At 60.9% G+C, this 23,818-nt stretch carries 24 protein-coding genes; 18 read left to right on the top strand and 6 right to left on the bottom strand.

Translation table 11 applies throughout. The annotated features are described in order from the left end of the window. Nucleotides 1-72 precede the first annotated feature (72 nt). The 4 genes from rpmB to C8N43_RS06845 all read left to right on the top strand — a co-directional run bounded on the left by rpmB (nucleotide 73) and on the right by C8N43_RS06845 (nucleotide 1,986). Complete coding sequence (gene rpmB / locus C8N43_RS06860; RefSeq protein ID WP_107844892.1) at nucleotides 73-360, top strand: 50S ribosomal protein L28; 288 nt, start codon at nucleotides 73-75, stop codon at nucleotides 358-360. A 136-nt stretch (nucleotides 361-496) separates the two neighbouring features. Next, nucleotides 497-844, top strand: coding sequence for a hypothetical protein (locus tag C8N43_RS06855; protein ID WP_146174176.1), 348 nt, complete (start codon nucleotides 497-499; stop codon nucleotides 842-844). A 48-nt stretch (nucleotides 845-892) separates the two neighbouring features. Next, a complete protein-coding gene (locus C8N43_RS06850) occupies nucleotides 893-1,363 on the top strand; it encodes a copper chaperone PCu(A)C (RefSeq protein ID WP_107844890.1) in 471 nt (156 codons plus the stop codon). A gap of 158 nt (nucleotides 1,364-1,521) precedes the next feature. Next, nucleotides 1,522-1,986 (top strand): low molecular weight protein-tyrosine-phosphatase, encoded by a 465-nt coding sequence (locus C8N43_RS06845; protein WP_107844889.1) that lies wholly within the window; start codon nucleotides 1,522-1,524, stop codon nucleotides 1,984-1,986. Here C8N43_RS06845 and C8N43_RS06840 read toward each other — a convergent pair. Beyond that, a complete protein-coding gene (locus tag C8N43_RS06840; RefSeq protein ID WP_107844888.1) occupies nucleotides 1,983-2,303 on the bottom strand; it encodes a hypothetical protein in 321 nt (106 codons plus the stop codon). The genes C8N43_RS06845 and C8N43_RS06840 overlap by 4 nt on opposite strands. Before the next feature lie 150 nt (nucleotides 2,304-2,453). Next, a complete protein-coding gene (locus tag C8N43_RS06835; RefSeq protein ID WP_107844887.1) occupies nucleotides 2,454-2,780 on the bottom strand; it encodes a hypothetical protein in 327 nt (108 codons plus the stop codon). A gap of 484 nt (nucleotides 2,781-3,264) precedes the next feature. Between C8N43_RS06835 and lepA the strand changes: the two genes are divergently transcribed. Beyond that, nucleotides 3,265-5,064, top strand: coding sequence for a translation elongation factor 4 (lepA, locus tag C8N43_RS06830; protein WP_107844886.1), 1,800 nt, complete (start codon nucleotides 3,265-3,267; stop codon nucleotides 5,062-5,064). Nucleotides 5,065-5,453: 389 nt separating this feature from the next. After that, a complete protein-coding gene (locus C8N43_RS06825; protein WP_146174175.1) occupies nucleotides 5,454-6,677 on the top strand; it encodes a hypothetical protein in 1,224 nt (407 codons plus the stop codon). A 143-nt stretch (nucleotides 6,678-6,820) separates the two neighbouring features. Here C8N43_RS06825 and C8N43_RS19720 read toward each other — a convergent pair whose 3' ends face one another. From C8N43_RS19720 to C8N43_RS06810, 3 genes are all read right to left on the bottom strand, one after another. Next, entirely contained in the window at nucleotides 6,821-6,934 is a 114-nt protein-coding gene (locus tag C8N43_RS19720) for an entericidin EcnA/B family protein (protein WP_245912928.1), read from the bottom strand. 77 nt (nucleotides 6,935-7,011) lie between these two features. Further along, complete coding sequence (locus C8N43_RS06815; protein WP_158269934.1) at nucleotides 7,012-7,428, bottom strand: VOC family protein; 417 nt, start codon at nucleotides 7,426-7,428, stop codon at nucleotides 7,012-7,014. 137 nt (nucleotides 7,429-7,565) lie between these two features. Further along, a complete protein-coding gene (locus C8N43_RS06810) occupies nucleotides 7,566-8,315 on the bottom strand; it encodes an alpha/beta fold hydrolase (RefSeq protein ID WP_107844882.1) in 750 nt (249 codons plus the stop codon). 65 nt (nucleotides 8,316-8,380) lie between these two features. On the opposite strand from C8N43_RS06810, the gene C8N43_RS06805 reads away from it, so the two are divergent. From C8N43_RS06805 to C8N43_RS06795, 3 genes are all read left to right on the top strand, one after another. Further along, nucleotides 8,381-8,740 (top strand): hypothetical protein, encoded by a 360-nt coding sequence (locus C8N43_RS06805; protein ID WP_146174174.1) that lies wholly within the window; start codon nucleotides 8,381-8,383, stop codon nucleotides 8,738-8,740. Between the two features lie 75 nt (nucleotides 8,741-8,815). Next, nucleotides 8,816-9,772, top strand: a complete 957-nt coding sequence (locus C8N43_RS06800; RefSeq protein ID WP_107844880.1) for an NAD(P)-dependent oxidoreductase — start codon at nucleotides 8,816-8,818, stop codon at nucleotides 9,770-9,772. A 51-nt stretch (nucleotides 9,773-9,823) separates the two neighbouring features. Next, on the top strand, nucleotides 9,824-10,324 hold the full coding sequence (locus C8N43_RS06795) for a hypothetical protein (RefSeq protein ID WP_107844879.1): 501 nt from the start codon (nucleotides 9,824-9,826) through the stop codon (nucleotides 10,322-10,324). On the opposite strand, the gene C8N43_RS06790 is transcribed toward C8N43_RS06795, so the two are convergent. Further along, nucleotides 10,321-11,751: a Glu/Leu/Phe/Val family dehydrogenase gene (locus C8N43_RS06790; protein ID WP_107844878.1), complete on the bottom strand. Its 1,431-nt coding sequence runs from the start codon at nucleotides 11,749-11,751 to the stop codon at nucleotides 10,321-10,323. The two genes, C8N43_RS06795 and C8N43_RS06790, sit on opposite strands and share 4 nt — an antisense overlap. 329 nt (nucleotides 11,752-12,080) lie before the next feature. Here C8N43_RS06790 and C8N43_RS06785 point away from each other — a divergent pair, with 329 nt between their 5' ends. From C8N43_RS06785 to rpoD, 9 genes are all read left to right on the top strand, one after another. Next, entirely contained in the window at nucleotides 12,081-13,550 is a 1,470-nt protein-coding gene (locus C8N43_RS06785; RefSeq protein WP_158269933.1) for a TadE/TadG family type IV pilus assembly protein, read from the top strand. Continuing rightward, complete coding sequence (locus tag C8N43_RS06780; RefSeq protein WP_107844876.1) at nucleotides 13,547-14,119, top strand: TadE/TadG family type IV pilus assembly protein; 573 nt, start codon at nucleotides 13,547-13,549, stop codon at nucleotides 14,117-14,119. Before C8N43_RS06785 ends, C8N43_RS06780 begins: the two co-directional genes overlap by 4 nt. Further along, nucleotides 14,116-14,697 carry a TadE/TadG family type IV pilus assembly protein gene (locus C8N43_RS06775; protein WP_107844875.1) on the top strand — a complete coding sequence of 194 codons (582 nt, stop codon included), beginning with the start codon at nucleotides 14,116-14,118 and terminating at the stop codon, nucleotides 14,695-14,697. The genes C8N43_RS06780 and C8N43_RS06775 overlap by 4 nt, the downstream gene beginning before the upstream one ends. A 99-nt stretch (nucleotides 14,698-14,796) precedes the next feature. After that, nucleotides 14,797-16,050, top strand: coding sequence for a sarcosine oxidase subunit beta family protein (locus C8N43_RS06770; RefSeq protein ID WP_107844874.1), 1,254 nt, complete (start codon nucleotides 14,797-14,799; stop codon nucleotides 16,048-16,050). A gap of 11 nt (nucleotides 16,051-16,061) precedes the next feature. Next, complete coding sequence (locus C8N43_RS06765) at nucleotides 16,062-16,322, top strand: sarcosine oxidase subunit delta (RefSeq protein WP_107844873.1); 261 nt, start codon at nucleotides 16,062-16,064, stop codon at nucleotides 16,320-16,322. Then, a complete protein-coding gene (locus tag C8N43_RS06760; RefSeq protein WP_107844872.1) occupies nucleotides 16,319-19,228 on the top strand; it encodes a sarcosine oxidase subunit alpha family protein in 2,910 nt (969 codons plus the stop codon). Before C8N43_RS06765 ends, C8N43_RS06760 begins: the two co-directional genes overlap by 4 nt. After that, complete coding sequence (locus tag C8N43_RS06755) at nucleotides 19,221-19,736, top strand: sarcosine oxidase subunit gamma (protein WP_158269932.1); 516 nt, start codon at nucleotides 19,221-19,223, stop codon at nucleotides 19,734-19,736. The genes C8N43_RS06760 and C8N43_RS06755 overlap by 8 nt, the downstream gene beginning before the upstream one ends. Nucleotides 19,737-19,762: 26 nt before the next feature. Next, the gene (gene dnaG / locus C8N43_RS06750) at nucleotides 19,763-21,697 is read left to right on the top strand and encodes a DNA primase (RefSeq protein ID WP_107844870.1); all 1,935 of its coding nucleotides are present in this window, start codon (nucleotides 19,763-19,765) and stop codon (nucleotides 21,695-21,697) included. A 98-nt stretch (nucleotides 21,698-21,795) separates the two neighbouring features. Then, nucleotides 21,796-23,772 (top strand): RNA polymerase sigma factor RpoD, encoded by a 1,977-nt coding sequence (rpoD, locus tag C8N43_RS06745; protein ID WP_107844869.1) that lies wholly within the window; start codon nucleotides 21,796-21,798, stop codon nucleotides 23,770-23,772. Nucleotides 23,773-23,818 lie beyond the last annotated feature (46 nt).

Genomic DNA, 23,818 nt, shown 5'->3' with positions numbered 1-23,818 from the left:
CCGACCCAACCGAATTCAGGGCATCGCAGGGGCGGTGCCTTCATCTGTTTTGAGACCCGGAAGGAACCGCACATGTCGCGCGTCTGCGAACTCACTGGCAAGGGCCCGATGACGGGCAACAATGTCAGCCACGCCAATAACAAGACCAAGCGTCGCTTTCTGCCGAACCTGAACGACGTCACGCTGGTCTCCGACACGCTGGGCCGCGGCTTCAAGTTCCGCATCTCGGCCGCTGCCCTGCGCACCGTGGATCACCGCGGCGGCCTGGACGGCTTCATGGCCAAGGCGAAAGAGGGCGAGCTGTCCTCCAAAGCCCTGAAGGTCAAAAAGGACATCGAAAAGGCGCAGGCCGAGGCCTAAGCGACCCTTCGCACCCAATAGCTTGACGGCCTCGCAGCATCTGCGGGGCCGTTTTGCGTTTGGCGCTGGCGGTATTGTGACGCAGACCCCGGCGCGGTGGCTTGGCGCGTCGGGCGCAACACGGTATCGAGATGCCATGGCGCATCTGAGACGCATTTTCACGTGGCTTTTGACGCTGGTGCTGGTCGCCACGTCCGGCACGGCCGCGGCCATGCGCGACCACGAGGCGGGCGCGCAGCGCATCGTCATCTGCACGGGGCACGGGCCGCAGCTGATCCTGCTGGGGGCGGGTGGCGAGGAAATCACGCCCGCGCCGATCTGCCCCGACTGCACCATGGTTCTGGCGGCGCTGCCTGTGGCACCAAGTGCGCCGCCGCGACAGATGGGCTTTTCCGTCGCAGCGCCTTTGGGTGTTGCTGCACGTTCGGAGATATGCGCACCCGCAGATCAGAACCAAGCCCGCGCACCGCCCGTCCCCGTCTGATCTCCAAACATTTTCAGACCATTCCAGACGGACTAAAGGACGACACCCATGTCTTTCAAACTTCTCTCCGCTGCGCTTTTCGCCGCGGTCCTTCCGCTCGCCGCTTTCGCGGGAGAGGCGATCAAGATCACAGACAGTTACGCCCGCAGCGCGAGCCCTGCCGCCAAGACCGGCGCGGCCTTCATTACGCTTATGAACATGTCGGGTGAGGATGACCGGCTCATTGACGCGGCCTCTCCGGCGGCCAAGCGCGTCGAGCTGCACACCCACGAAATGCAGGACGGCATCGCCCGCATGATCCATGTCGAGGACGGCTTCCCCGTCGCCGCCGGCGAGATGATCATGATGGAGCGCGGCGGCCAGCACGTGATGATGATGGGCCTGACCGGCGCGCTCGAGCAGGGCGCCATGGTGCCCGTTACCCTGACCTTCGAGAAGGCCGGAGAGATTGAGGTGATGGTCCCCGTCGACCTCGAGCGCAAGCCTGCCGCCGGGCATATGGGGCACGGCGACAGCTAAAATCCATCTGGCCTCGCCTCTGAGACCGTGCCTCATGGGCGGGGCCAAAATCGCGGTGGATGCGTTCCTCTGCGTCGAGAATTCACAAAAACTTTATTCAGGCTCTTGCCTTGTTGGTCCGGATGTCGCAGCGTCAGGTCAGCTGGGGAGCTACTGAATTGAAGACCAAAATACTGGTTGTCTGTGCAGGCAACATTTGCCGTTCGCCGTTGGCGGAGGGCATTTTAAGAGAGCGGGTCGCAGCCGATGGGCTGGACCTGGAAGTGGATAGCGCGGCGTCCAACGCGTGGCATACCGGGGCGCCCCCGGATGCCCGGGCTACCGTCGCCGCCCGATTGAAGGGGTTCGATATCTCGGACCTGCGGGCGCGGCCATTTCGGCCCAGCGATTTCGAGGATTTCGATCTGGTTCTCGTGATGGATCACCAAAACCGCCGCGATCTCGAAGCGATGCGCCCGAACGGCAACGCGACGCCGCTCAAGCTGATCACATCCTATTCCGACAGTCCCGGGGTGCAGGACGCGGAAGTGCCTGATCCCTATTTCTCGGGGCAGTTCAATCCGGTGATCGATATGCTCAGTGACAGTATCGAAGGCTTGTTGGCCGCCCTCAAGCCGTCCTAGCTGCGCAGCGCGCGGCAGTAGCTTTCGGCGTTGGCGCCAAACTGTTTGTAGCGCTTCCAGAAGGCTTCGTGGCTGATGCGGTCGCTTTGGCGGATTTCCTGTGCCCGATGCGGGTCCTTGAAGAAGGTGGCGGCGAGACGTTGATCGGAGCCATCAAGCGTCAGGTCCGCGACTTGCTGCACGCAATTGCACAGCGGGCGCGAGGCCGCCTTTCGGTCCGCTTTCAGGCAGGCCCGTTCAATAGGTCCCGCCACTGCCGCGACAGGTGCCGCGGCCCCTGCCATGATTGCTGCAATCAGAAGTAGTCGTAGGCCCATGATACCGCTCCTCACCCGCTGCGCTGCGCGATTTGTCCCGCGTCTTGTGCTGGGCGATATATACGACAAACGCCGTGGCGAATTCAATCGCCACGGCGTTCACAATTCTGCACGGCCCCACCCGGCAGAAGAGCTGCAGGGTGTGAGGTCTTAGTTGCCGCGCAGGGCGGGCAAGTTCTCCACGAAGATCTCGGTCACGGGGCCGTCGGCGGCGATCGAGCCCGCGCCGGTCCGGGTTGTGGACAGGAACTTGGTGGCGCTCGGGACAAAACCGGGCGAGCGCAGGATTTCGCCTTCCACGAAACCTCGGCCCTGATTGTCGCCCGCGGCATTGTGAGGGCGGTAGTTGATCGGGCTGGTGAAGCTTCCGACGATGGGCGTGTCGGTGTGCACATGCGGATAGAGCGACTGGTCACCGGCGAAGGCGGCCGGGGTCGCGGAGGTGAGGACGAGGCTGATAATAGCAGTACGGATCATTGGAAACATCCTTTTGGAGGGGCAGCAGAACAGAGGCATTAACGATCCATTAATGCCTCGTTCTCGTCAAGTTTTCGCCACTTTTCAGGGGGTTAGGGGGCATATTGCCTGCGCAAGCCGCATCAAAAGGCGCTGATCATAGTGACTGTTTCCAGATTTTGTGGGCTGCCACAGTTTGGCCACAATTGGCCAAAGAGGCTGATTCTTCTCCGGTCGCAGCTATGGGGATGCCCCTCGTCTGAAACGCGAGCCCCGCGTCTGATCACGCCCGCGGCCCCTCTTATCAGTATCGCGCCAAGGCCAACTCCGACTTTCTAGGCACCGCCAAGGGGCCGATATCTGGCCCATGCCCGACTGCGACGCGGCGGGCCGTCCAAACGGTTGCGATGCGTCTGCGCGGCAGATGTTGATTGCGGCTGATAATGGAAATGGGTGTGCTTGAAACGCTCTTGTCAACTCGCTCAAACCCCTACATATCAACACAATGACAGAGCTCTCGAAAATCCGCAATTTCTCCATCGTGGCCCATATCGATCACGGCAAGTCGACCTTGGCCGACCGCCTGATCCAAGAGACGAACACCGTCTCCGCGCGCGACATGAAGGAACAGATGCTCGACAGCATGGATATCGAGCGCGAGCGTGGCATCACCATCAAGGCGCAGACCGTGCGCATCGACTACACCGCCGATGATGGCGAGAATTACGTGCTCAACCTGATCGACACGCCCGGCCACGTCGACTTCGCCTACGAGGTCTCCCGCTCCATGCGCGCGGTCGAAGGCTCGCTGCTGGTGGTCGACAGCTCCCAAGGGGTCGAGGCGCAGACACTTGCCAATGTCTACCACGCCATCGACGCCGACCACGAGATCGTGCCGGTGCTCAACAAGATCGACCTGCCCGCCTCCGACTGCGACCGCGTGGCCGAGCAGATCGAGGACGTGATCGGCATCGACGCCTCCGGCGCGATCCAGGTCTCCGCCAAGACGGGGCAGGGCATCCACGAGACGCTCGAGGCCATCGTCACCCAGCTGCCCGCCCCCAAGGGCGACCCGGATGCGCCGCTCAAGGCCATGCTGGTGGACAGTTGGTACGACAGCTACCTCGGCGTGATCGTGCTGGTGCGCATCATCGACGGGCGGCTCAAGAAGGGCGAGCGCATCAAGATGCTCTCCAACGGCTCCACCCACCATGTCGACCGCATCGGGGTCTTCAAGCCCGCGCTGACCGAGATCGACGTGCTCGGCCCGGGCGAGATCGGCTTCCTCACCGCCTCGATCAAGCAGGTGCGCGACACCCGGGTCGGCGACACGATCACCCACGAGAAGAAGGGCACAGAGGACGCGCTGCCCGGCTTCAAGCCCTCCCAGCCGGTGGTGTTCTGCGGGCTCTTCCCCGTCGACAGCGCCCAGTTCGAGGACCTGCGCGACGCCATCGAGAAGCTGGCCCTCAACGACGCGTCTTTCTCCTTCGAGATGGAGACCTCCGCCGCCCTCGGCTTCGGCTTCCGCTGCGGCTTCCTCGGGCTGCTGCATCTCGAGGTGATCCGCGACCGCATCGAGCGCGAGTATGACATCGACCTGATCACCACCGCGCCGTCGGTGATCTACCACGTCTACATGCGCGACGGCGAAATGATCGAGCTGCACAACCCCGCAGACATGCCCGACCTGACCCATGTCGACCACCTCGAGGAGCCGCGCATCAAGGCCACGATCCTCGTGCCCGACGAGTATCTCGGTGATGTGCTCAAGCTCTGTCAGGACCGCCGCGGGGTGCAGGAGGACCTGACCTATGCCGGCTCCCGCGCCATGGTGGTCTACGATCTGCCGCTCAACGAGGTGGTGTTTGACTTCTACGATCGGCTCAAATCGGTCACCAAGGGCTACGCGTCCTTCGATTACCAGATGACCGGCTACCGGCAGGACCGGCTGGTGAAGATGCAAATCCTGGTTAATGACGAGCCCGTCGACGCGCTGTCGATCATGGTCCACCACGACCGGGCCGAGCAGCGCGGCCGCGCCATGGTCGAGAAACTCAAGGACCTGATCCCGCGCCACATGTTCAAGATCCCGATCCAGGCCGCCATCGGAGGCCGCATCATCGCCCGCGAGACCCTCGCCGCCATGCGCAAGGACGTGACCGCCAAATGCTACGGCGGCGACGCGTCGCGCAAGAAGAAGCTGCTGGAGAAGCAGAAGGCTGGTAAGAAGCGGATGCGCCAGTTCGGGAAGGTGGATATCCCGCAAGAAGCGTTTATTTCGGCGTTGAAGATGGACAGCTAAAGCTGTCCATTTCTGGAGCGAGTGAGAGGCTGCTTCCGCTCCTGGCTGGAGCGGTCACACACCCCGAGAATCCGAAAGTTTCCGGTGCAAGTCCTCTAGAGTGGGTTTCCAATCCACAATCGCTCTTCGCAACTCACAACAGCGTTCGGACTACGTCAGCCTGTGGGCGGTTGCGATGCAAGCGCCTTTCGGCAATACTTCGCCAAGCGAAAGATAAAAGACTCCGAGGGTCGCTCTCCACCAACTCCCCAAGGCTCACTTACTGCTCCGCTTCGCCCTGGGCTACCCCGGTAACGGATTTTACTAGCCACTCCGCTCGAAGAATTTTGGTGCCCGAAAGCAATAAGAGTGCTAAAATCTAGGACCACTGATTTTAAGGTGATTTTACAATGCGTTACTTTCTTTCAATGCTGGTGCTATTTTTTTTAATATCTGGCCCTTCGATCTCCCAGTCCTTGGATGTTAGAGGAGATTTCGAAATACTTGAACTTGCGAAGCGAAAATCCGTTGAAGAGGTCGATCCAAATCTTGCATCAATCCAGTTGCAAGAATTACGCAATCTTGAACTTGAAATTGTGGCTAGAATTTCATCAGAGAGAAGGTTTGGTCAGCGGCTTAGCGCTGCAGTTAGCGAGCAGGAAGATGAAAGGTTTAGCGCTAGATTAAGTGAATTTCACGCGTCGCTGTGCGATGCCAAGAATCCTGCACGAGTGCTCCCCGGTCAGTTGCGCAATTTCAGATTGGTTGTGTCAGAGCTTGACAATAAATACAGTGATGAACGCAACTTTTTCCCTGTGCAGAGTTTGTTGTCGGAACTCAGGAACTTTATTTTTCCACGAAAGTCATTGTTTACAAGAGATTCTGATGGAAAAAAAATAGTTGCAAAACGTGGGATCAGTGAATTTGGATCTGTCGAAGAATTTGACTGCCAGAAAGTAAAGCCAGAGCTTTTAACCTTAATCGAAAGGGTCACAGATTTCGAAAGAAAGCTGCAGGCAGTTACGACCAGCCGGATTCAAGAAACCGAACAAACTACGAAGGCGTTAGAGGAAGCGCTGCCGCCACTTCGAGAAAAGATCGAAGCGTCAAAAGAGGCGTTGACCAAGGCACGTACAAGACAAGACTTAAGTTCAAATCTGTATTTGTTGATCCTAGTCATCGGCGCGTTTGGTGTCCTTAGCATAATGGTGATCCGACTTTTTCCAACAGTTGTTGCTTTGGAATGGGTCAGTTCTGGACAGGTAATCCAATTCGTAACTGTTACAATTTTGCTGAGTGTAATTATGAGCCTCGGACTGTCTGGCATTTTAGAACAGAATACTCTGGGGACGCTGCTAGGAGGAATCGGAGGTTACGTCTTGTCCCAAGGAGTAGGCAGGGCCGCAGCACACAGAGCTCAACAAGAGGCTCGGCAGGAAGTGTCACATGTAGAAACTGAGTATCAGCAAATCTACGACGCAATAAGCGCAGCCTTACCAACCTCGACAATTTCTGATGAAGATAGCCAAAAGGTTGCGGCGTTTTTAGCCCAAGCTGCGCAGCACAAAGATGCTGGAAACTTCGGGATGGCAATGTCTGCACTAAAGCAGGCACAGGCTCTGCTAGAGCGTTAAGCCGAGAGTTCGAGAATCGGGCCTTTGCACTAATCGAAGCACTTTCCCCCTGCTAGTCACCTTAACCTCTCGTTCACTTCAATCAAATTCCCCGGCGGGTACTCCACATACAAATGCCGCATCCCCGAGATCGCGAACTCGCTCTAGTTAAACGCCCTCTGCACCGCGTTCGCGGTGTTACTCACATCGCGGCCAAAGCCTTCGATTGTCTCGCACCCGGTAAGCAAAGCGATTAGGGCGGTGGCGATTAGGCTCATGCGAAGTGTCATTTGCTCAATCCTTCTGAGTTTTTTGCGCTTTATACCACCAGAGCGTGCACCGCGCTACTGCGGCGTCAGATGACCTCGTTCACCTCAATCAGGTTCCCCGACGGGTCCTCCACATAGAGATGCCGCATCCCCGGGATCGCGAACTCGCCCGTCAGCGAATACCGGATCCCCGCCGCCTGCAGCCGCGCCACCACCGCGTCCAGATCAGGAACCTGGATCGCCACGTGACCGCCCATCGACGGGTTGTGGCTTAGCCCATTTTTTGCCGCGAACTCCGGGTCGGGGGCGATCAGGTGCAATCCGCTATGGCTGTCCCGCCCATCTGCCATCAGCGCCAGCTTGTCCGGGTCCCCCGGCAGATACCCGCGCTGCGCCGGGAACACCCAGTCGCGCTGCGCCATCCCCAGCATCGCCGCATAAAACCGCGCCGTCGCCTGCACGTCGCGCGCTTCAAGGTTAACGTGATGTATCGACCAGCTCATTGCATCCTCCCCATGGGCCATATCCGGCCAGCATGGGGCAGGCGGGGCGGTTTGTTAAGGATTTCAATGGGGTCCGACACTTTGCCCGACAGAAGTCCGACGCAAAGCCGACAGCTATCCGACACCTCGGATTATGGTTAATGGTCGAGGAACACCCGCACCGCCGCCTCGAACTCCCGCGGCTTCTCCGCATGCAACCAATGCCCCGCCCCGGGGATCTTGGCGAATTTTGCGGACGGAAATAACTCTTTGATTTCGCGACGATATTCCGATCTCACATAATCGGAATTGCCCCCCGACAGAAACAGCGCAGGCCCCTCATACGTGCCGGAGACGTCGGGAAAACCGATGATCCCGTCCATCTCCGCGGCCAACACATCCAGATTCAACCGCCACTTTTTCTCTTTGATATCAAGCGATTGGGCAATAAATTCCGGCACCCCGGCCTCCAACCCGTTGAGCTGCGCCAGCACATCCGACCGCCGCTCCACCCGCGACAGGTCAACTTTGCGCATGTATTCAATGGGTTGCATCTGGCTATGGGCATACCCAACCGGCGCGATATCGGCGACAACCAGCTTCGACACCAGCGCCGGTCGCCTCAAAGCCAACACCATCCCCGCCTTCCCCCCCATCGAATGCCCCAGCACATCCGCGCTGGATACGCCAATGGTTTCAATGACTTCCGCCAGGTCCGCCGCCATCGCCTCGTAGGAGTGGTCGTCGCTCCAGAAGCTGCCGGCATGGTTGCGCATATCCACAGTGACGACTCGTCCCCGGTCCGACAGTCGTTTCGCGATCACCCCCCAGTTGCGCCCAGAGCCAAAAAGCCCATGCGCAATTATCAGCGGCGTCCCGCCGTCTCCAAAGGTCTGAACATTCAGCATAATTGCGCGTTTAGCATCTTTCCGACTCGGCGGGTAGTGCGCTAAGAGGCGCCATGGAGCAGGGTGTGGTTGACGCATACGTGGCGCGGATTTTTGCGCTGTTGGGGGAAAAGCTCGGGGTGCGGGGGCGCACGCTGGAGCGCCGGGTCAGCCGCGCCGGGCGCATGTTGCCCCGCCAGATACGCCGCGCCGCCGCCGAGCTGGTCCAAGCCGATGAAATGGCGCAGGACCCGCGCATGTGCCTGAGGCTGGACCCGGAGGTCGTCCATGCTGCCTACTCGACGTGCTGCGATTATCTCGAGGCCATCGATGTCGGCGCGCGCAAATCCAAGGCGCGGTTCGATTTTGCGGCCGGTCTGATTGTCCGGGTCGGGGTCGTCTGCGCTGCGACGCTCGGCATTCTGACCTGGCGCGGATTTCTTTAGACCTCAGGTCGGTATCAGGACAGACCTGACGCAGGCGACCACGGCAGTTTTCCCGAAAACGAGGGGAGGGCGATCATGCGCGTTGGGTTTATCGGTTTGGGCAATGTGGGCGGCAAGCTGTCTGGCAGCTTGCTGCGCAATGGATTTGAATTGATGGTGCGGGACCTTGACCCGGACCTCGTGGACCAAGCGGTCGCCAAGGGGGCGACCGCAGCCAACTCTCCGCGTGAGATGATGGCGGCCTGCGACACCGTCATCACCTGCCTGCCCCATCCCAGCATTTCGGCCGCCGTGGTTGAGGGCGAAGAGGGGCTGCTTGACGCGATAGGCCCCGGAAAGACCTGGCTGGAAATGTCGACCACCGATGAGGCAGAGGTGAAACGCCTCGGCGACAAGGTGCGCGCAAAGGGCGGCGCGGCGGTCGATTGCCCGGTCTCGGGCGGGTGTCATCGCGCCGATACGGGCAATATCTCGATTTTCGCGGGCTGCGATCGGGAGACGTTCGAGCGCATCCTGCCGTTGTTGACGACCATGGGACGGCGGGTCTTGCACACGGGCGAGCTGGGGTCGGCCTCGGTTCTGAAAGTGCTTACAAACTACCTTGCCACCGCGAACCTGATCAGCTGCGCAGAGGCCCTGACCGTCGCGAAGGGGGCAGGCATGGATCTTGCGACGGCCTATGAGGCGATGAAAATTTCGTCCGGGACGTCCTTCGTGCATGAGACCGAGAGCCAGGTGATCCTCAACGGCTCGCGCGATATCTCCTTCACCATGGACCTGGTGCTGAAGGACATCGGGCTGTTTCAAGAGGTGGCTGACCGGGCAGGGGTGCCGTTGGAGCTGAACCCCTTGATGATCGATATCTTCAAGGACGGGATTGACCGGTTCGGCGCGCGGGAGCTCTCGCCAAACATTATCAAGCGCCTCGAAGAGGCAACCGGCTTGGATGTCACCGCGCCGGGCTTCCCGTCGGAAATGGTCGATGACGAGCCGGAAGAGCCGGGATATGAGGTTGTGCCGACCCGCGGCTAGCCATTCCGGCGTGACTGCGCTACCGGTGGCGCGTCAGATCGGAGCCAGCCCATGAGCGAGACACAATCGGAGGTGATCACCGGCCTCATCCCATCTGCGCCGCGGCGTATGTTTGGCACGGGCGTGCTCTGTGCCCTTGGCTGGCTGCTGATCTATCTCGCCCTCGTAGAGCCGCCGCAGGGTCTGCACCTTGTGTTCCTGTTGCTCGTGATGGGCGCGCTGTCGATTTATGGCGGCTACAAGATGTGGCAGGTGACGGGGCGCATGATTGAGTTGACCGAGGAGGAGCTGCGCCTGTCGGACGGGACGCTGATCTTCCGGATCGAGGATGTCGCCAAGGTCGATCGCAGCTTTTTCGCATTCAAGCCGTCAAACGGATTTCTGGTGACCCTGAACAGCAGCTACCCGGCGGCCTGGGCGCCGGGGCTGTGGTGGCGAGTTGGCAAACGCGTGGGTGTGGGCGGCCTGACCCAAGGCGCGGCCAGCAAGGTCATGGCCGACACGCTGGCGGCCATGATTGCGGCCCGCGACGGGCTGATCGATCTGGATTAAAGCCCTTTCGCGCGGTAGCTGCCGACGATCCGTTCGATCGAGACAAGGTAGGCCGCGATCCGCAGATCCTCGACATCGTCGCGTTCGTGCCAGACCTTGCGCATCGCCTGATAAGCGGTGCGCATCGTGTCATCGAGACCCGAGCGCACCAGCTCTAGCTCGCCCGCGCCCTTCATGAACTTGTCCTTGAAGTCACTCGACAGCTCCCAGCCGAGGCCCTTGTCGGCGGACAGCCGTTCCAGCTCTTCGACCAGTAGCCGGTGTTGCGCCTCTTCTTGCCGTTTTTCCATTCGCCCGAAGCGGATATGGCTGAGGTTCTTGACCCATTCAAAATAGGATACCGTCACGCCGCCGGCATTTGCATATAGATCGGGGATGATGACCGTGCCCTTGGCGCGCAGAATTTCGTCGGCCCCGGCGGTCACAGGGCCGTTGGCGGCCTCGATGATCAGCGGCGCCTTGATATTGCGGGCGTTCGACAGGTTGATGACGCCTTCCAGCGCCGCCGGGATCAGGATGTCGCACTCATATTCCAGCGCGCTTGCGCCGTTCTTCACGTAGACGCCCTTCGGGTAGCCTTCGACGCCGCCGTGATCGGCAATCCACTGGCGCAGCTCTTCGACATTGATGCCATCCTCGTCGTGGATCGCACCGTCGCGTTCGATCACGACAGTGATCAGGCTGCCGTCTTCTTCGGACAGGAATTTGGCGGCGTGGTAGCCCACGTTGCCCAGACCCTGGACGATAATGCGCTTGCCCCTGAGCGTACCTTCCATCCCGGCCTTGGCGACATCTTCGGGATAGCGGAAAAATTCCTGCAGGGCGTATTCGACGCCGCGTCCGGTTGCTTCGGTGCGGCCCTGAATGCCGCCCGCATTGATCGGCTTGCCCGTCACGCAGGCGCGCGAGTTGATATCCGTGGTGTTCATGCGCGCATATTGGTCCGCGATCCAGGCCATCTCACGCTCACCGGTGCCCATGTCGGGGGCGGGGACGTTCTGCGACGGGTGGATCAGGTCGCGCTTGGCCAGCTCGTAGGCGAAGCGGCGGGTAATTTGTTCCAGCTCGTGCTCGTCCCATTCGCGCGGATCGATGCACAGCCCGCCTTTGGAGCCGCCAAAGGGCGTTTCAACCAAGGCGCATTTGAACGTCATCAGCGCCGCGAGCGCCTCGACCTCGTCTTGGTGGACGTTGGAGGCGTAGCGGATACCGCCTTTTACGGGCTCCATATGCTCAGAGTGAACTGCGCGGTATCCGGTGAACGTGTGGATTTGGCCGCGCAATCTGACACCGAAGCGCACCGTGTAGGTCGCGTTGCAGACGCGGATTTTCTCTTCAAGTCCCGGGGGGATGTCCATCAGCGCCACGGCGCGGTTGAACATCATGTTCACGGATTCGCGGAAGGAGGGTTCATTATCAGTGCTCATGCGTCTCTCCTGACATGGCATGTGTTAATAAATCGCTTAAAAAATATGCGACCCTGTATATGGGACCCTAGAGAGCGAATTGACCTTTGGTAAGCGTTTATTAATGGGCTTGGGATTCAATGCGGTGATTCCGGGGATAAAACTGCGGATTGGTCAAGCATCGGGAACAATGACTGCAACGCGCTGAATTTGTTGCGTAAAACCCGGCGCAAATGCCTAATTCCCGCCAAATTTTGCCCAAATCTAGCCATACTGCTCAGGCTTATTTGCCCACGGGCGAATTGCGCCCGTCGAATGTGGTGCGTGCTGGCATCAAGGGAAGGGCAGTCATGAGTGACATGCAATTGAAGAGTGAAAGCGAACAGGCCAAGCTTGGTTTGTTCCAACAGATCAAGGCGCGCCTTGTCGGGCGCAGCCGTGGGTTTGCGCGCGACGAGAACGGAACGATCATCATCTTCGGTCTGACGATCTTCCTGCTGATGCTGGTCGCCACAGGAATGGCGATCGACTTTATGCGCCACGAAAATATGCGCGCACGTTTGCAGACGGCGATGGACCGCGGCCTGCTCGCAGCGGCCGATCTGGATCAGGAAAACGATCCAGAGGCGGTGATGCGCGACTACGTGGCCAAGTTTGCCCAGACCAACGGGCAGTACGAGATGGAAGTGATCGTCGACGAAGGCCTGAACTACCGCGCGGTTTCCGCCAGCGCGACGTCCGCCGTCGACAGCATGTTCCTCAATATGGTCGGGATCGAAAGTCTCGACGCCACGGTAAGCGGTGCGGCCGAGCAGAAGGTCAACAAGGTCGAGGTGTCCCTCGTGCTCGATATCTCCGGCTCGATGGATGACAACGACAAGCTCGAAAACATGCAGACCGCCGCGAATGAGTTCGTGGACGCGCTGATCACGCCGGACACGCGCGATCTGATTTCGATCACGGTCGTGCCCTACACGGGCCAGGTAAACGCCGGCGAGGATCTGTATTCCTTGCTGAATGTGAACCAGCGCCACAGCTATTCCTACTGCCTCGAGTTCACGGCCGATGATTTCAATGAGGTCCCGCTCAATTTCGCGAAGAATTACGAGCAGACCCAGCATTTCGAATATTCCGGCCGCTACTATGGCTATAACGATAATTACAAGATCCAGAACCCGTGGTGCTCGAACAAGTCGCAGGAAACGATCAAGTATTTCCTGAACGACGGTGTCGCTCTGAAGGAAACCATCAACTCCTACGAGCCGCGTACGGCCACGGGTATTCACTACGCCATGAAGTGGGGCGCGGCACTGCTTGACCCATCCCTGCGTGGCTTCGTGAGCAGCATGATTTCCCAGGGCAAGATCCCGGGTGAGTTCGAAGGACGCCCGACAGATTATAACGACCCTGAGACAGCCAAGGTCATCGTATTGATGACCGACGGGATGAATGTGAACCAGTACCGGATCAAGAGCTGGGCGTACAACTCCGCATCCGAGTACACGCACTGGGCGCGCTACACGCTGTGGTACTACCTCAATAACTACGTCTACTGGCAGAACCACAACGACTATTACTTCCGCACGATGACTGCGAACACGGCGGACCAGTACTTGCGTGACATCTGCAATACGACCAACAGCGCCGGTATCTTGATCTTCTCCATCGGGTTCGAGATTTCCGACAACCCGTCGGCGTCCCAGGTGATGCGCGATTGCGCAACCTCAGACAGCCACTTCTACGCCGTGGAAGGGGTGGAGATCAGCGAAGCATTCAACAGCATCGCCGGTACCATTAACCAGCTGAGGTTGACCCGATGACCCGCGAGCACCCGACCACGCCCCCGCGCGGGCTGCGCCGGATGTGGCGGCGTCTCATGCGCCGCGAGGATGGCAACGCGACAATTGAGTTCGCAATCCTCTTTCCGGCCTTCATGCTGATCTTCATGGCGATCTTCGAGACCGGCATGCTGATGACGCGCTACATGATGTTCGACAGGGCGCTTGATATCGCGGTTCGGGAGATGCGGATTTCCAACAACCGCAACTTCACGCAGGCGCAGGTGAAAACCCTGCTCTGTGCCCAGACCGTCATCCTGCGCAACCATTGCATGGAGGACATCACCCTCGAGATGGTGCGCCTTCAGGAGAACTCGAATGATTGGGGCTTCCCGGCGGGCCAGGCGCAGTGTCGTGACCGCGCACAGCAGATCACGCCGGTGACCAAGTTCGATATCGGTGGCAACAACGACATCATCTTCGTCCGGGCCTGCATGGCGATCGAGCCCTTCTTCCCCACCGCGTCGCTCGGGGCCTTCCTGACCCGCGATAGCGGCGGACAGCTGAACATGGTCGCCCTTTCGGCCTTCTCCGTGGAGCCTACGCAATGATGAACAGCTTGCGCAAACTGACCAGACCCGCAGCGGACTTCCTGCGCGACACGACGGCGTCGGCCTCGGTCGAGGCGGTGATGATCGCTCCGCTCCTTTTCGCGTGGTTCGTGGGATCCTTCGTCTTCTTCGACGGGTTCAAGAACCGCAACACCGCGACCAAGGCGACCTACACGGTGGGCGATATCCTGTCCCGCCGCACCGCCGCGGCGACCCCGGAATACATCGACAATCTGCAGGAGCTCTACGAGCAGCTGGCCTACACGACAGGCAGCTCCGCGCTTCGGGTGACCAGCCTGAAGTGGAACGGCACCAAGCACGAGGTCGAGTGGTCGCATTCCGGCAAGGCCGGCCTGCCGAAGCTGACGCCTGGCAAGGTGGATAGCACAGCGTTTCGCAATCGCATCCCGTTGATGTCGACCAACGAGAAGGTGATCCTTGTGGAGACCTTCACCGACTACAACCCGGCGTTCAACGTCGGCTGGAGCCACCATCTGTTCGAGAACTTCATGGTGACCTCGCCGCGCTTCGCCTCCTGCCTGCCTTGGGATGACGGGGCGACCTTCATCTCCTGCTGACGCCCCGCGCGTCGCACAAAGACAAGTCAATGTCGGGCAGGGCCTTTCGCTCTGCCCGTTTTGCTGTTTTTCTCCCCTTGGTGATCACGGGAGAGACCCATGGGCTACAACGCCTTCCAAATCCTCAAAGAGGGGCTGACCGGCAACAAGGGCTGGCGCCCGGCCTGGCGCGACCCGGAGCCAAAATCCGAGTATGACGTGATCATCATCGGCGGCGGCGGCCATGGCCTGTCGACGGCCTACTACCTCGCCAAGAACCACGGCATCACCAATATCGCGGTGATCGAGAAGGGCTATATCGGCGGCGGCAACGTCGGCCGCAACACCACCATCGTGCGCGCCAACTACTTCCTGCCAGGCAATTCCGAGTTCTACTCCCACTCCCTCAAGCTGTGGGAGAACATGGAGCAGGACCTCAACTACAACGCCATGCACTCCGCCCGTGGCCTGATCAACCTGTTCCACTCCGACGGCCAGCGCGACGCCTTCGCGCGGCGCGGCAACATGATGGTTAACCAAGGTGACGACGCGATCCTGCTCGACCGCGAGGGCGTGCGCAAACACCTGCCTTACCTCGATTTCGACAACCACCGCTTCCCCGTCTATGGCGGGCTCTACCACCCGCGCGGCGGCACGGCGCGCCACGATGCGGTCGCGTGGGGCTACGCCCGCGGCGCCGACCAGCTCGGCGTCGACATCATCCAGCAATGCGAAGTCACCGGCATCGACGTGAAGGACGGCAAGGTCCGGGGCGTGCAGACCTCCAAGGGTCCGATCCGCGCCAAGCGCGTCGGCATCGTCGTCGCGGGCCGCTCAAGCCAGGTCGCCGCCATGGCGGGCCTCGAGGTTCCGATTGAAAGCCACGTCCTGCAAGCCTTCGTTTCGGAAGGCTTGAAGCCTGCCATCGACCATGTCGTCAGCTTCGGCATGGGGCATTTCTACATCAGCCAATCCGACAAGGGCGGCTTGGTCTTCGGCGGCGATATCGACTTCTACGCAAGCTACGCCCAACGCGGCAATCTGCCGATGATGGAGCATGTGATGGAGGCTGGCATGTCGCTGATGCCCGCCATCGGCAAGGCCAAGGTGCTGCGCTCCTGGGGCGGGATCATGGACATGACCCCCGACGGCTCCTTCATCATCGACCGCACATCGGTCGAGGGCCTCTACATGGATTGCGGCTGGTGCTATGGCGGCTTCAAAGCCGTGCCCGCGTCCGGCTGGTGCATGGCCCACCTGATGGCCGAAGATAGGCCGCACGAGGTCGCCGCGAAACACACGTTCGACCGCTTCCGCACCGGCGAGGCGATCATGGACGAAGAGGGCACCGGCTCTCAACACAACCTGCATTGAGGGTCTGAGTTATGCGTATCAACTGCCCCCTCTGCGGCGAGCGTGACCGGCGCGAGTTCTACTACATGGGCGCCGCCGACTACTTGGATCGCCCCGCCGAGGGCGATCTCGACGGCATCCACAAATACCTCCACATCCGCGAAAACCCGGCGGGCGTGACCCGTGACCTGTGGCACCACGAGGCAGGCTGCTCCAGCTGGCTTGTAATCGAGCGCAACACGTCGACCCATGAAATCCATAGCGTCACATTGGCCTCCGAGGTGGCGAAATGAGGCTGGATGACAAAGGCCTGATCGACCGCTCCGAGCGGCGCAGCTTCACCTTCGACGGCCACACCTACACGGGCTTCAAGGGCGACACGCTTGCGTCCACGCTGATCGCCAACAACGTCAAACTGGTAGGCCGCTCGTTCAAATACCACCGCCCACGCGGGATTATCTCCGACGGCAGCCAAGAGCCCAACGGGCTGGTCGAGCTGCATCAGGGCAACCAGATCACCCCCAATGTTCGCCTGACGATGCAGGAACTCGTCTCAGGTCTGAACATCCGGTCGCAAAACCATTGGGGCAGCTTGGAATGGGACGTGTTGGAGCTGAACGATCTGCTCTCGCCTTTCCTGAGCGCGGGCTTCTACTACAAGACTTTCATGTGGCCCAAACCCTTCTGGGAAAAGGTCTATGAGCCGATCATCCGCCGCGCGGCGGGGCTTGGTCGGCTGTCGATGGAGAGCAATTCTGACCGATATGAGCAGGCCTTTGCCTTCTGCGATGTGCTGGTCATCGGCTCCGGCCCGGCGGGGATCATGGCCGCGATGACCGCCGCCAAGGCGGGTGCGGATGTGATCTTGTGTGAAGAAGACTTCCGCTTCGGCGGGCGCCTGAACTTCGAGACCTACGAGATCGATGGCCAGCCCGGTCCCGCCTGGGCGTCCGCCCAGATCGCCAAGCTGCGCGAGATGGACAATGTCCGCCTGATGAAGCGCACCACGGTCACAGGCGCCTATGACGGCGGCACCTATGGCGCCGTCGAACGGGTTTCGCACCACGTCGCAGACCGCGGCGACGCGCCGCTCGAGACGTTCTGGCGGATCGCGGCCAAGGGCTGCGTCTATGCCGCAGGCGCGATGGAGCGCCCGATTGCCTTCCAGAACAACGACCGCCCCGGGGTCATGATGGCCTCCGCCCTGCGCGGCTATCTCAACCGCTTCGGCGTGGCCGCGGGCAAGCGCGTGGCGATTTTTGGCAATAACGATGATGCCTTCCGCACCGCGCGAGACCTCTCCGCCGCAGGCGTGCATGTCGCCGCTTACGTCGACAGTCGCGACGACGCCGACATCACCGGCGACTTCCCGATCTACAAAGGCGCGCATGTCACCAACGTCAAAGGCCGCAAGCAGGTTGAGGGCGTGACGATCTCCGGCGGGGTGGGCGATGTGATGGCCGACTGCCTTGGTGTCTCGGGTGGGTGGAACCCGACCGTGCATCTGACCTGCCACATGAACGGCCGTCCGCAATGGAACGAGCAGATCGCAGCCTTCATTCCCGTCCCCGGCATGATCCCGGGGATGGAGGTCGCAGGTGCCGCGGGCGGCAGCTTCTCGACCCACGCTTGCCTGAAATCGGGGGCGTTTCGGGCGCGTGAGGTGCTCAAAACCCTAGATGTAGAGGCCCGACAAATTGCCATACCAAAAGCCGACGACAGTCCGACGCAAATCCGACCGCTCTGGATGGTGCCAGGCAAAGGCCGCGCATGGCTCGATTTTCAAAACGATGTGACCGTCAAGGACGTGAAGCTCGCCGCGCAGGAGAACTTCAAATCCGTCGAGCATATGAAGCGCTACACCACCCAAGGCATGGCGCCCGATCAGGGAAAAAACAGCAATGTCAATGCTTTGGCGGTGCTAGCCGATGCCACGGGCCGGGCTATTCCCGAGACCGGAACCACTACCTTCCGCCCGCCTTACACACCCGTCAGCATCGCCGCGATGGGCGGCAATGGACAAGGCGCAGGCTTCGCCCCGCAGCGCGTCACCACGAGCCACGATTTATCCAATAAATTCAAAGCCCCGATGATCGAGGCAGGCCTGTGGTATCGCCCAAGCTACTTCCCGAAAGAGGGGGAGACGCATTGGCGGCAATCCTGCGACCGCGAGGTGCAGATGGTACGCTCCGCGGTGGGCATTGCGGACGTCTCCACCCTAGGCAAAATCGACATTCAGGGCCCTGGTGCGGGCGAATTCCTCGATTTGCTTTACATAAACACGTTTTCCACGCTCAAGCCCGGCAAGGTCCGATATGGCGTCATGCTGCGCGAAGACGGCTACGTTATGGATGACGGCACCACCGCCTGCATCGCGGAAAACCACTTCATTATGACGACGACCACCGCCGCCGCGGGCCAGGTGATGCGCCACCTCGAATTCGTGTCCCAGTGCCTGCGCCCCGACCTTGATGTGCAGTTCATCTCCGTGACCGAGCAGTGGGCACAATTCGCCGTCGCGGGCCCGAAGTCGAAAGACCTGTTGGCCGAGATGCTAGACGCCGCGCCGAACCTGCCCTTCATGGGCTGCGGCGAGGTTTCCATCGGCGGCATCAAGGGGCGGCTCTTCCGCATCTCGTTTTCGGGCGAGCATGCCTACGAGTTGGCGATCCCGTCGCGCTACGGCGAGAGCCTTTTCAAGGCCTTCTGCGGGAAAGCTGAAGCGATGGAGGGCGGGCCCTACGGCATGGAAGCGCTCAACGTCCTGCGCATCGAAAAGGGCTTCATCACCCATTCCGAAATCCATGGCCGGGTCACCGCGGGCGATATCGGCATGGGCGCGATGATGTCGAAGAAGAAGGATTTCATCGGCAAAACCGCCGCCATGCGCCCCGGTCTGGTCAACGACCGCGAAGAACTGGTCGGCCTGAAACCCACCGGCGCGGTCAAGGAGCTGAACGCGGGCGCGTTCCTCTTTGCGCTCGAAGACGACGCGACGCGAGAGAACCAGCAGGGCTATACCACCTCGGTCGCCTTCTCGCCGGAGCTGGGGATGCTTGGCCTCGGGTTCCTCAGGAACGGGCGCGAACGCCATGGCAAGCGGCTTAAACTCGTCGATCACCTGCGAAACGTCACGACGGAGGTCGAGATCTGCGATCCCGTCTTCCTCGACCCGGAAGGGAGCAAAGCCCGTGATTGAACTTGTCGCCAAATCCCCCGCCGAAGGCTTGCTGCCGAAGACTATCGGCACGCTGACCCTGTCCGAGGTCACGCCCACGATCCACTCCATCGCGCCGCTGAAGGGCGCGCGGCTGAAGGACTTCCCGGACGTGGGAAAATCCGCCCCCTACAAAGGCGGCACGCTGATCTGGTCGGCGCGCGGGCAGTACATGCTGCTCGATGCACCGACACCCAAGATAAAGGCCGCGATCACGGATCAGTCGGATGCCTGGACCAGCGTCACGCTAACCGGCGACCGCGCGCAGGCGCTGCTCGCGCGGCTTTGCCCGCTCGACACCGCGAAGATGGCGCCGGGCGATGTGGCGCGTAGCCTGATCGGCCACATGAGCGCGATCATCATCCGTCAGGACGCGGGCTTCCAGATCATGGTCTTCCGCGCCTTCGCCCGGACGCTCGTCCACGAGATGACCGATGCCATGACCGCGCTCGCCGCGCGGCAAAACATCCCCGACACGTCTGGACTCTAGCCCCGCGCGGCCCGATATTCTGGTCTATGAGCCTGCCACCCGGATTTCTGGACGAATTGCGCAACCGCTCCTCCATCGCGCAGGTGGTGGGGCGCAAGGTCATGTGGGACATGCGTAAGTCCAATCAGGCCAAAGGCGACATGTGGGCGCCATGCCCGTTCCATAAGGAAAAATCCGCGTCCTTCCACGTCGACGACAAGAAGGGCTACTACTATTGCTTCGGCTGCCACGCCAAAGGCGACGCGCTGGGCTTCATCAAAGAGACCGAGAACGTCTCCTTCATGGAGGCGGTCGAGATCCTGGCCCGCGAAGCCGGGATGACCATGCCCGCCCGCGACCCGCAGGCACAAAAGAAGGCCGACCGCCGAAGCCAGCTGGCCGAGGTGATGGAGCAGGCCGCGCAATTCTACCGCCTGCAGCTTAAGACCGGGGCAGGGCAGGCCGCGCGCGACTACCTCACCAGGCGCGAGATGAGCCAACAAACTCAGGACCAGTTCGAGATTGGCTTCGCGCCGGACGGCTGGCAGAACCTCTGGGATCACCTGACCGGCAAGGGCGTCGCCGAAGAGCTGATCCTGGCTGCGGGCCTCGCCAAGGCGTCCCAGAAGGGCGGCAAGCCCTATGACACATTCCGCAACCGCATCATGTTCCCGATCCGCGACCCGCGGAAGCGCTGCATCGCTTTTGGCGGGCGCGCGATGGACCCCAATGACAATGCCAAATACCTGAACTCGCCGGAGACAGAGCTGTTCGATAAAGGCCGCTCGCTCTACAACCATGGCCCCGCGCGGGAGGCCGCTGGCAAGGGCGAGCCGCTGATCGTCGCCGAAGGCTATATGGACGTGATCGCGCTGGCCGCCGCAGGCATCAAGGCGACCGTCGCGCCCTTGGGCACCGCGGTGACCGAGACACAGCTGCAGCTCCTGTGGCGCATCTCGCCCGAGCCGGTGATCGCGCTCGATGGTGACACCGCGGGCCTGCGCGCCGCGATGCGGCTGATCGATCTGGCTCTGCCGATGCTGTCGGCGGGCCAGTCCATGCGCTTTTGTATTCTGCCCGAAGGCCTGGACCCCGACGATCTGGTGCGCACCAAGGGGGCCGATGCGATGCGCGAGCTTGTGGCGAACTCGCAGCCGCTGGTGCATCTGTTGTGGCAGCGCGAGACGGAAGGCAAGAACTTCGACAGCCCGGAGCGTAAGGCCGCGCTCGACCAATCCCTGCGCGCGGCTCTGGCCAAGATCCAGGACGGGAACCTGCGCAATCACTACGGGCTCGAGGTCAAGCGTCTGCGCGCCGAGCTGTTCAATCTCAACCCAACCCCGCGCGCGCGCGGCGAATGGAAGGGCCGCGGCAAGTTCCCCGAGAAGGGAGTCGCGGTCGCCTCCACGAAAAACTCGCTGCTCGCGCAAAGCACCGATGTCGAAGAGCGGCTTCGCGAGGCGGTGATCCTCGCGATCCTGATCGCGCACCCGCATTTGACGGGCGAGTATCTCAGCGACCTCGAGACGCTCGAGCTGCATGGGCAAGACCACCGCATGATCCTCGGCGCGCTGCTGCGCCACACCGACGAGCTCGACCCGGAACGCCTCAAGCACATTTTGGAGGCCGAGGTGGGCGTCGCCCCCCTTGAAAAGCTATGGTCTCTGAGCCATGTGCAAATCGCACCGGCTGTACGGGCTAGCGCGGATCAAACCCTCACCCGGATGACCTTGGCCGAAGAGCTGGCCAAACTGGAAGCCCGCCGCGGCGTGCAGCGCGAGATCGAAGATGCGGTCGAGGACCTCGACGGCGTCGCGGATGAGGCGCTGACATGGCGGGTCGGACAGGCGGCCGAGGCGCGAAATGCGTCCATGCGCACCAAGGGACTGGAAGACGGCGGAGACGGTGAAGATAGCGGCTCGATGAAGGATTATCTGCAGTCGCTGATCGATGGTGAGATTTGGGTAAAGAAATCACGGTAAACCGTGTCCAGAAACCTACGTGCGAATCAGTGTGATTCGCGGTAATGATTCGGGTACTGAGCGTGCGAATCACCTCGCCGACCCGCAAGGAGCAGTAGATGGCCAAAGATACTGACGACCAGACGCAAGAGCGCGAGGACGCCGCAGCCGGGCTCGACATGAGCCAAGCCGCCGTCAAGAAGATGATCGCCGAGGCGCGCGCGCGCGGCTACATCACCTATGATCAACTGAACCAGGTTCTGCCGCCCGAACAGGTGGCCTCCGAGCAGATCGAAGACGTGATGTCGATGCTCTCCGAGATGGGCATCAACATCATCGAGGAAGAAGAAGCCGAAGATGACGGCACCTCCAAAGAGGTTGTCGCGACCGACGGCCCGAAAGAGGTGGTGCTTGCCAGCTCCACGACGGAAACCCTTGACCGCACTGACGACCCGGTCCGGATGTATCTGCGCGAAATGGGCTCTGTCGAGCTGCTGTCCCGCGAAGGCGAGATTGCCATCGCCAAACGGATCGAGGCTGGTCGCAACACGATGATCGCCGGGCTTTGCGAAAGCCCGCTGACATTCCAGGCTATCACGATCTGGCGCGACGAACTGCTGTCCGAAGACATTCTGCTGCGCGACGTGATCGACCTTGAGACGACGTTCGGCAACCAACTCGACGAAGAGGGCGAAGAGACGGAAAGCGTCACCGCCACGCCGACCGCCACCTCCGAGACGAAGGGCGAAGAGACCCAAGAGCTCGATGCCGACGGCAACCCCATTGCCAAGGATGACGATGAGGATGACGAGGACGAGCAGGCCAACATGTCGCTCGCCGCGATGGAGGCCGCGCTGAAGCCGCGCGTGCTCGAAACCCTCGACCTGATTGCCGACGACTACGCCAAGCTCGCTGATATGCAGGACCTGCGGATTTCGGCCGCGATCAACCACGACGACACCTTCTCGAAGAAGGAAGAGGGCGACTATCAGGCGCTCCGCACCGAGATCGTCGAGATGGTTAACTCGCTACACCTGCACAACAACCGGATCGAAGCACTGATCGACCAGCTTTACGGCATCAACCGCCGCATCATGTCGATCGACAGCTCCATGGTGAAGCTGGCCGACCAAGCTCGCATCAACCGCCGCGAGTTCATCGATGAATACCGCGGCTACGAGCTTGATCCCGGCTGGGTCGACCGCATCGCTGAAAAGACTGGCCGCGGGTGGACCGCGCTCATCGACCGCTCCCGTGAAAAGGTAGAAGATCTGCGCGCTGAGATGGCGCAAGTGGGCCAGTATGTCGGCGTCGACATCACCGAATTCCGGCGCATCGTGCAGCAGGTCCAGAAAGGCGAAAAAGAAGCCCGTCAGGCCAAAAAAGAGATGGTCGAGGCCAACCTGCGCCTCGTGATCTCCATCGCCAAGAAATACACGAACCGCGGCTTGCAATTCCTTGATCTCATTCAGGAAGGCAATATCGGCCTGATGAAGGCCGTCGATAAGTTCGAATACCGCCGTGGCTACAAGTTCTCCACCTACGCGACGTGGTGGATCCGTCAGGCGATCACCCGCTCCATCGCCGACCAAGCGCGCACGATCCGCATCCCGGTCCACATGATCGAGACGATCAACAAGCTGGTGCGCACCGGTCGCCAGATGCTGCACGAAATTGGCCGCGAGCCGACGCCGGAAGAGCTGGCCGAGAAGCTGCAGATGCCGCTCGAAAAGGTCCGCAAGGTGATGAAGATCGCCAAGGAGCCGATCAGCCTCGAGACGCCGATTGGCGACGAGGAAGACAGCCAGCTCGGCGATTTCATCGAGGACAAGAATGCGGTGCTGCCGCTCGACAGTGCTATTCAGGAAAACCTGAAAGAGACCACGACCCGCGTGCTGTCCTCGCTGACACCCCGCGAAGAACGCGTGCTTCGCATGCGCTTCGGCATCGGCATGAACACCGATCATACGCTCGAGGAAGTCGGTCAGCAGTTCTCCGTGACACGCGAGCGTATCCGCCAGATTGAGGCGAAGGCGCTGCGCAAGCTCAAGCACCCGTCGCGCTCGCGCAAGCTGCGCAGCTTCCTCGACCAGTAAACGTAGGTCGCGCAGCCTCGCGCTGCGCGTGCCTGTGATGTGAGGC

It is taken from the genome of Litoreibacter ponti, from assembly GCF_003054285.1.
In the GTDB taxonomy this organism is placed as follows: domain Bacteria; phylum Pseudomonadota; class Alphaproteobacteria; order Rhodobacterales; family Rhodobacteraceae; genus Litoreibacter; species Litoreibacter ponti.
The sequence above is the reverse complement of the archived record's forward strand: the minus strand, read 5'-3'. Positions and strand labels throughout refer to the sequence as shown.

Coding starts and splice junctions, on each gene's coding strand:
- dnaG (WP_107844870.1), top strand. CDS start 19,763: ATGAGCCTGCCACCCGGATTTCTGGACGAATTGCGCAACCGCTCCTCC.
- C8N43_RS06770 (WP_107844874.1), top strand. CDS start 14,797: ATGGGCTACAACGCCTTCCAAATCCTCAAAGAGGGGCTGACCGGCAAC.
- C8N43_RS06835 (WP_107844887.1), bottom strand. CDS start 2,780: ATGATCCGTACTGCTATTATCAGCCTCGTCCTCACCTCCGCGACCCCG.
- C8N43_RS06790 (WP_107844878.1), bottom strand. CDS start 11,751: ATGAGCACTGATAATGAACCCTCCTTCCGCGAATCCGTGAACATGATG.
- C8N43_RS06785 (WP_158269933.1), top strand. CDS start 12,081: ATGAGTGACATGCAATTGAAGAGTGAAAGCGAACAGGCCAAGCTTGGT.
- C8N43_RS19720 (WP_245912928.1), bottom strand. CDS start 6,934: ATGAGCCTAATCGCCACCGCCCTAATCGCTTTGCTTACCGGGTGCGAG.
- C8N43_RS06855 (WP_146174176.1), top strand. CDS start 497: ATGGCGCATCTGAGACGCATTTTCACGTGGCTTTTGACGCTGGTGCTG.
- C8N43_RS06800 (WP_107844880.1), top strand. CDS start 8,816: ATGCGCGTTGGGTTTATCGGTTTGGGCAATGTGGGCGGCAAGCTGTCT.
- C8N43_RS06815 (WP_158269934.1), bottom strand. CDS start 7,428: ATGAGCTGGTCGATACATCACGTTAACCTTGAAGCGCGCGACGTGCAG.
- rpoD (WP_107844869.1), top strand. CDS start 21,796: ATGGCCAAAGATACTGACGACCAGACGCAAGAGCGCGAGGACGCCGCA.
- rpmB (WP_107844892.1), top strand. CDS start 73: ATGTCGCGCGTCTGCGAACTCACTGGCAAGGGCCCGATGACGGGCAAC.
- C8N43_RS06780 (WP_107844876.1), top strand. CDS start 13,547: ATGACCCGCGAGCACCCGACCACGCCCCCGCGCGGGCTGCGCCGGATG.
- C8N43_RS06840 (WP_107844888.1), bottom strand. CDS start 2,303: ATGGGCCTACGACTACTTCTGATTGCAGCAATCATGGCAGGGGCCGCG.
- C8N43_RS06760 (WP_107844872.1), top strand. CDS start 16,319: ATGAGGCTGGATGACAAAGGCCTGATCGACCGCTCCGAGCGGCGCAGC.
- C8N43_RS06850 (WP_107844890.1), top strand. CDS start 893: ATGTCTTTCAAACTTCTCTCCGCTGCGCTTTTCGCCGCGGTCCTTCCG.
- lepA (WP_107844886.1), top strand. CDS start 3,265: ATGACAGAGCTCTCGAAAATCCGCAATTTCTCCATCGTGGCCCATATC.
- C8N43_RS06765 (WP_107844873.1), top strand. CDS start 16,062: ATGCGTATCAACTGCCCCCTCTGCGGCGAGCGTGACCGGCGCGAGTTC.
- C8N43_RS06795 (WP_107844879.1), top strand. CDS start 9,824: ATGAGCGAGACACAATCGGAGGTGATCACCGGCCTCATCCCATCTGCG.
- C8N43_RS06825 (WP_146174175.1), top strand. CDS start 5,454: ATGCGTTACTTTCTTTCAATGCTGGTGCTATTTTTTTTAATATCTGGC.
- C8N43_RS06810 (WP_107844882.1), bottom strand. CDS start 8,315: ATGCTGAATGTTCAGACCTTTGGAGACGGCGGGACGCCGCTGATAATT.
- C8N43_RS06775 (WP_107844875.1), top strand. CDS start 14,116: ATGATGAACAGCTTGCGCAAACTGACCAGACCCGCAGCGGACTTCCTG.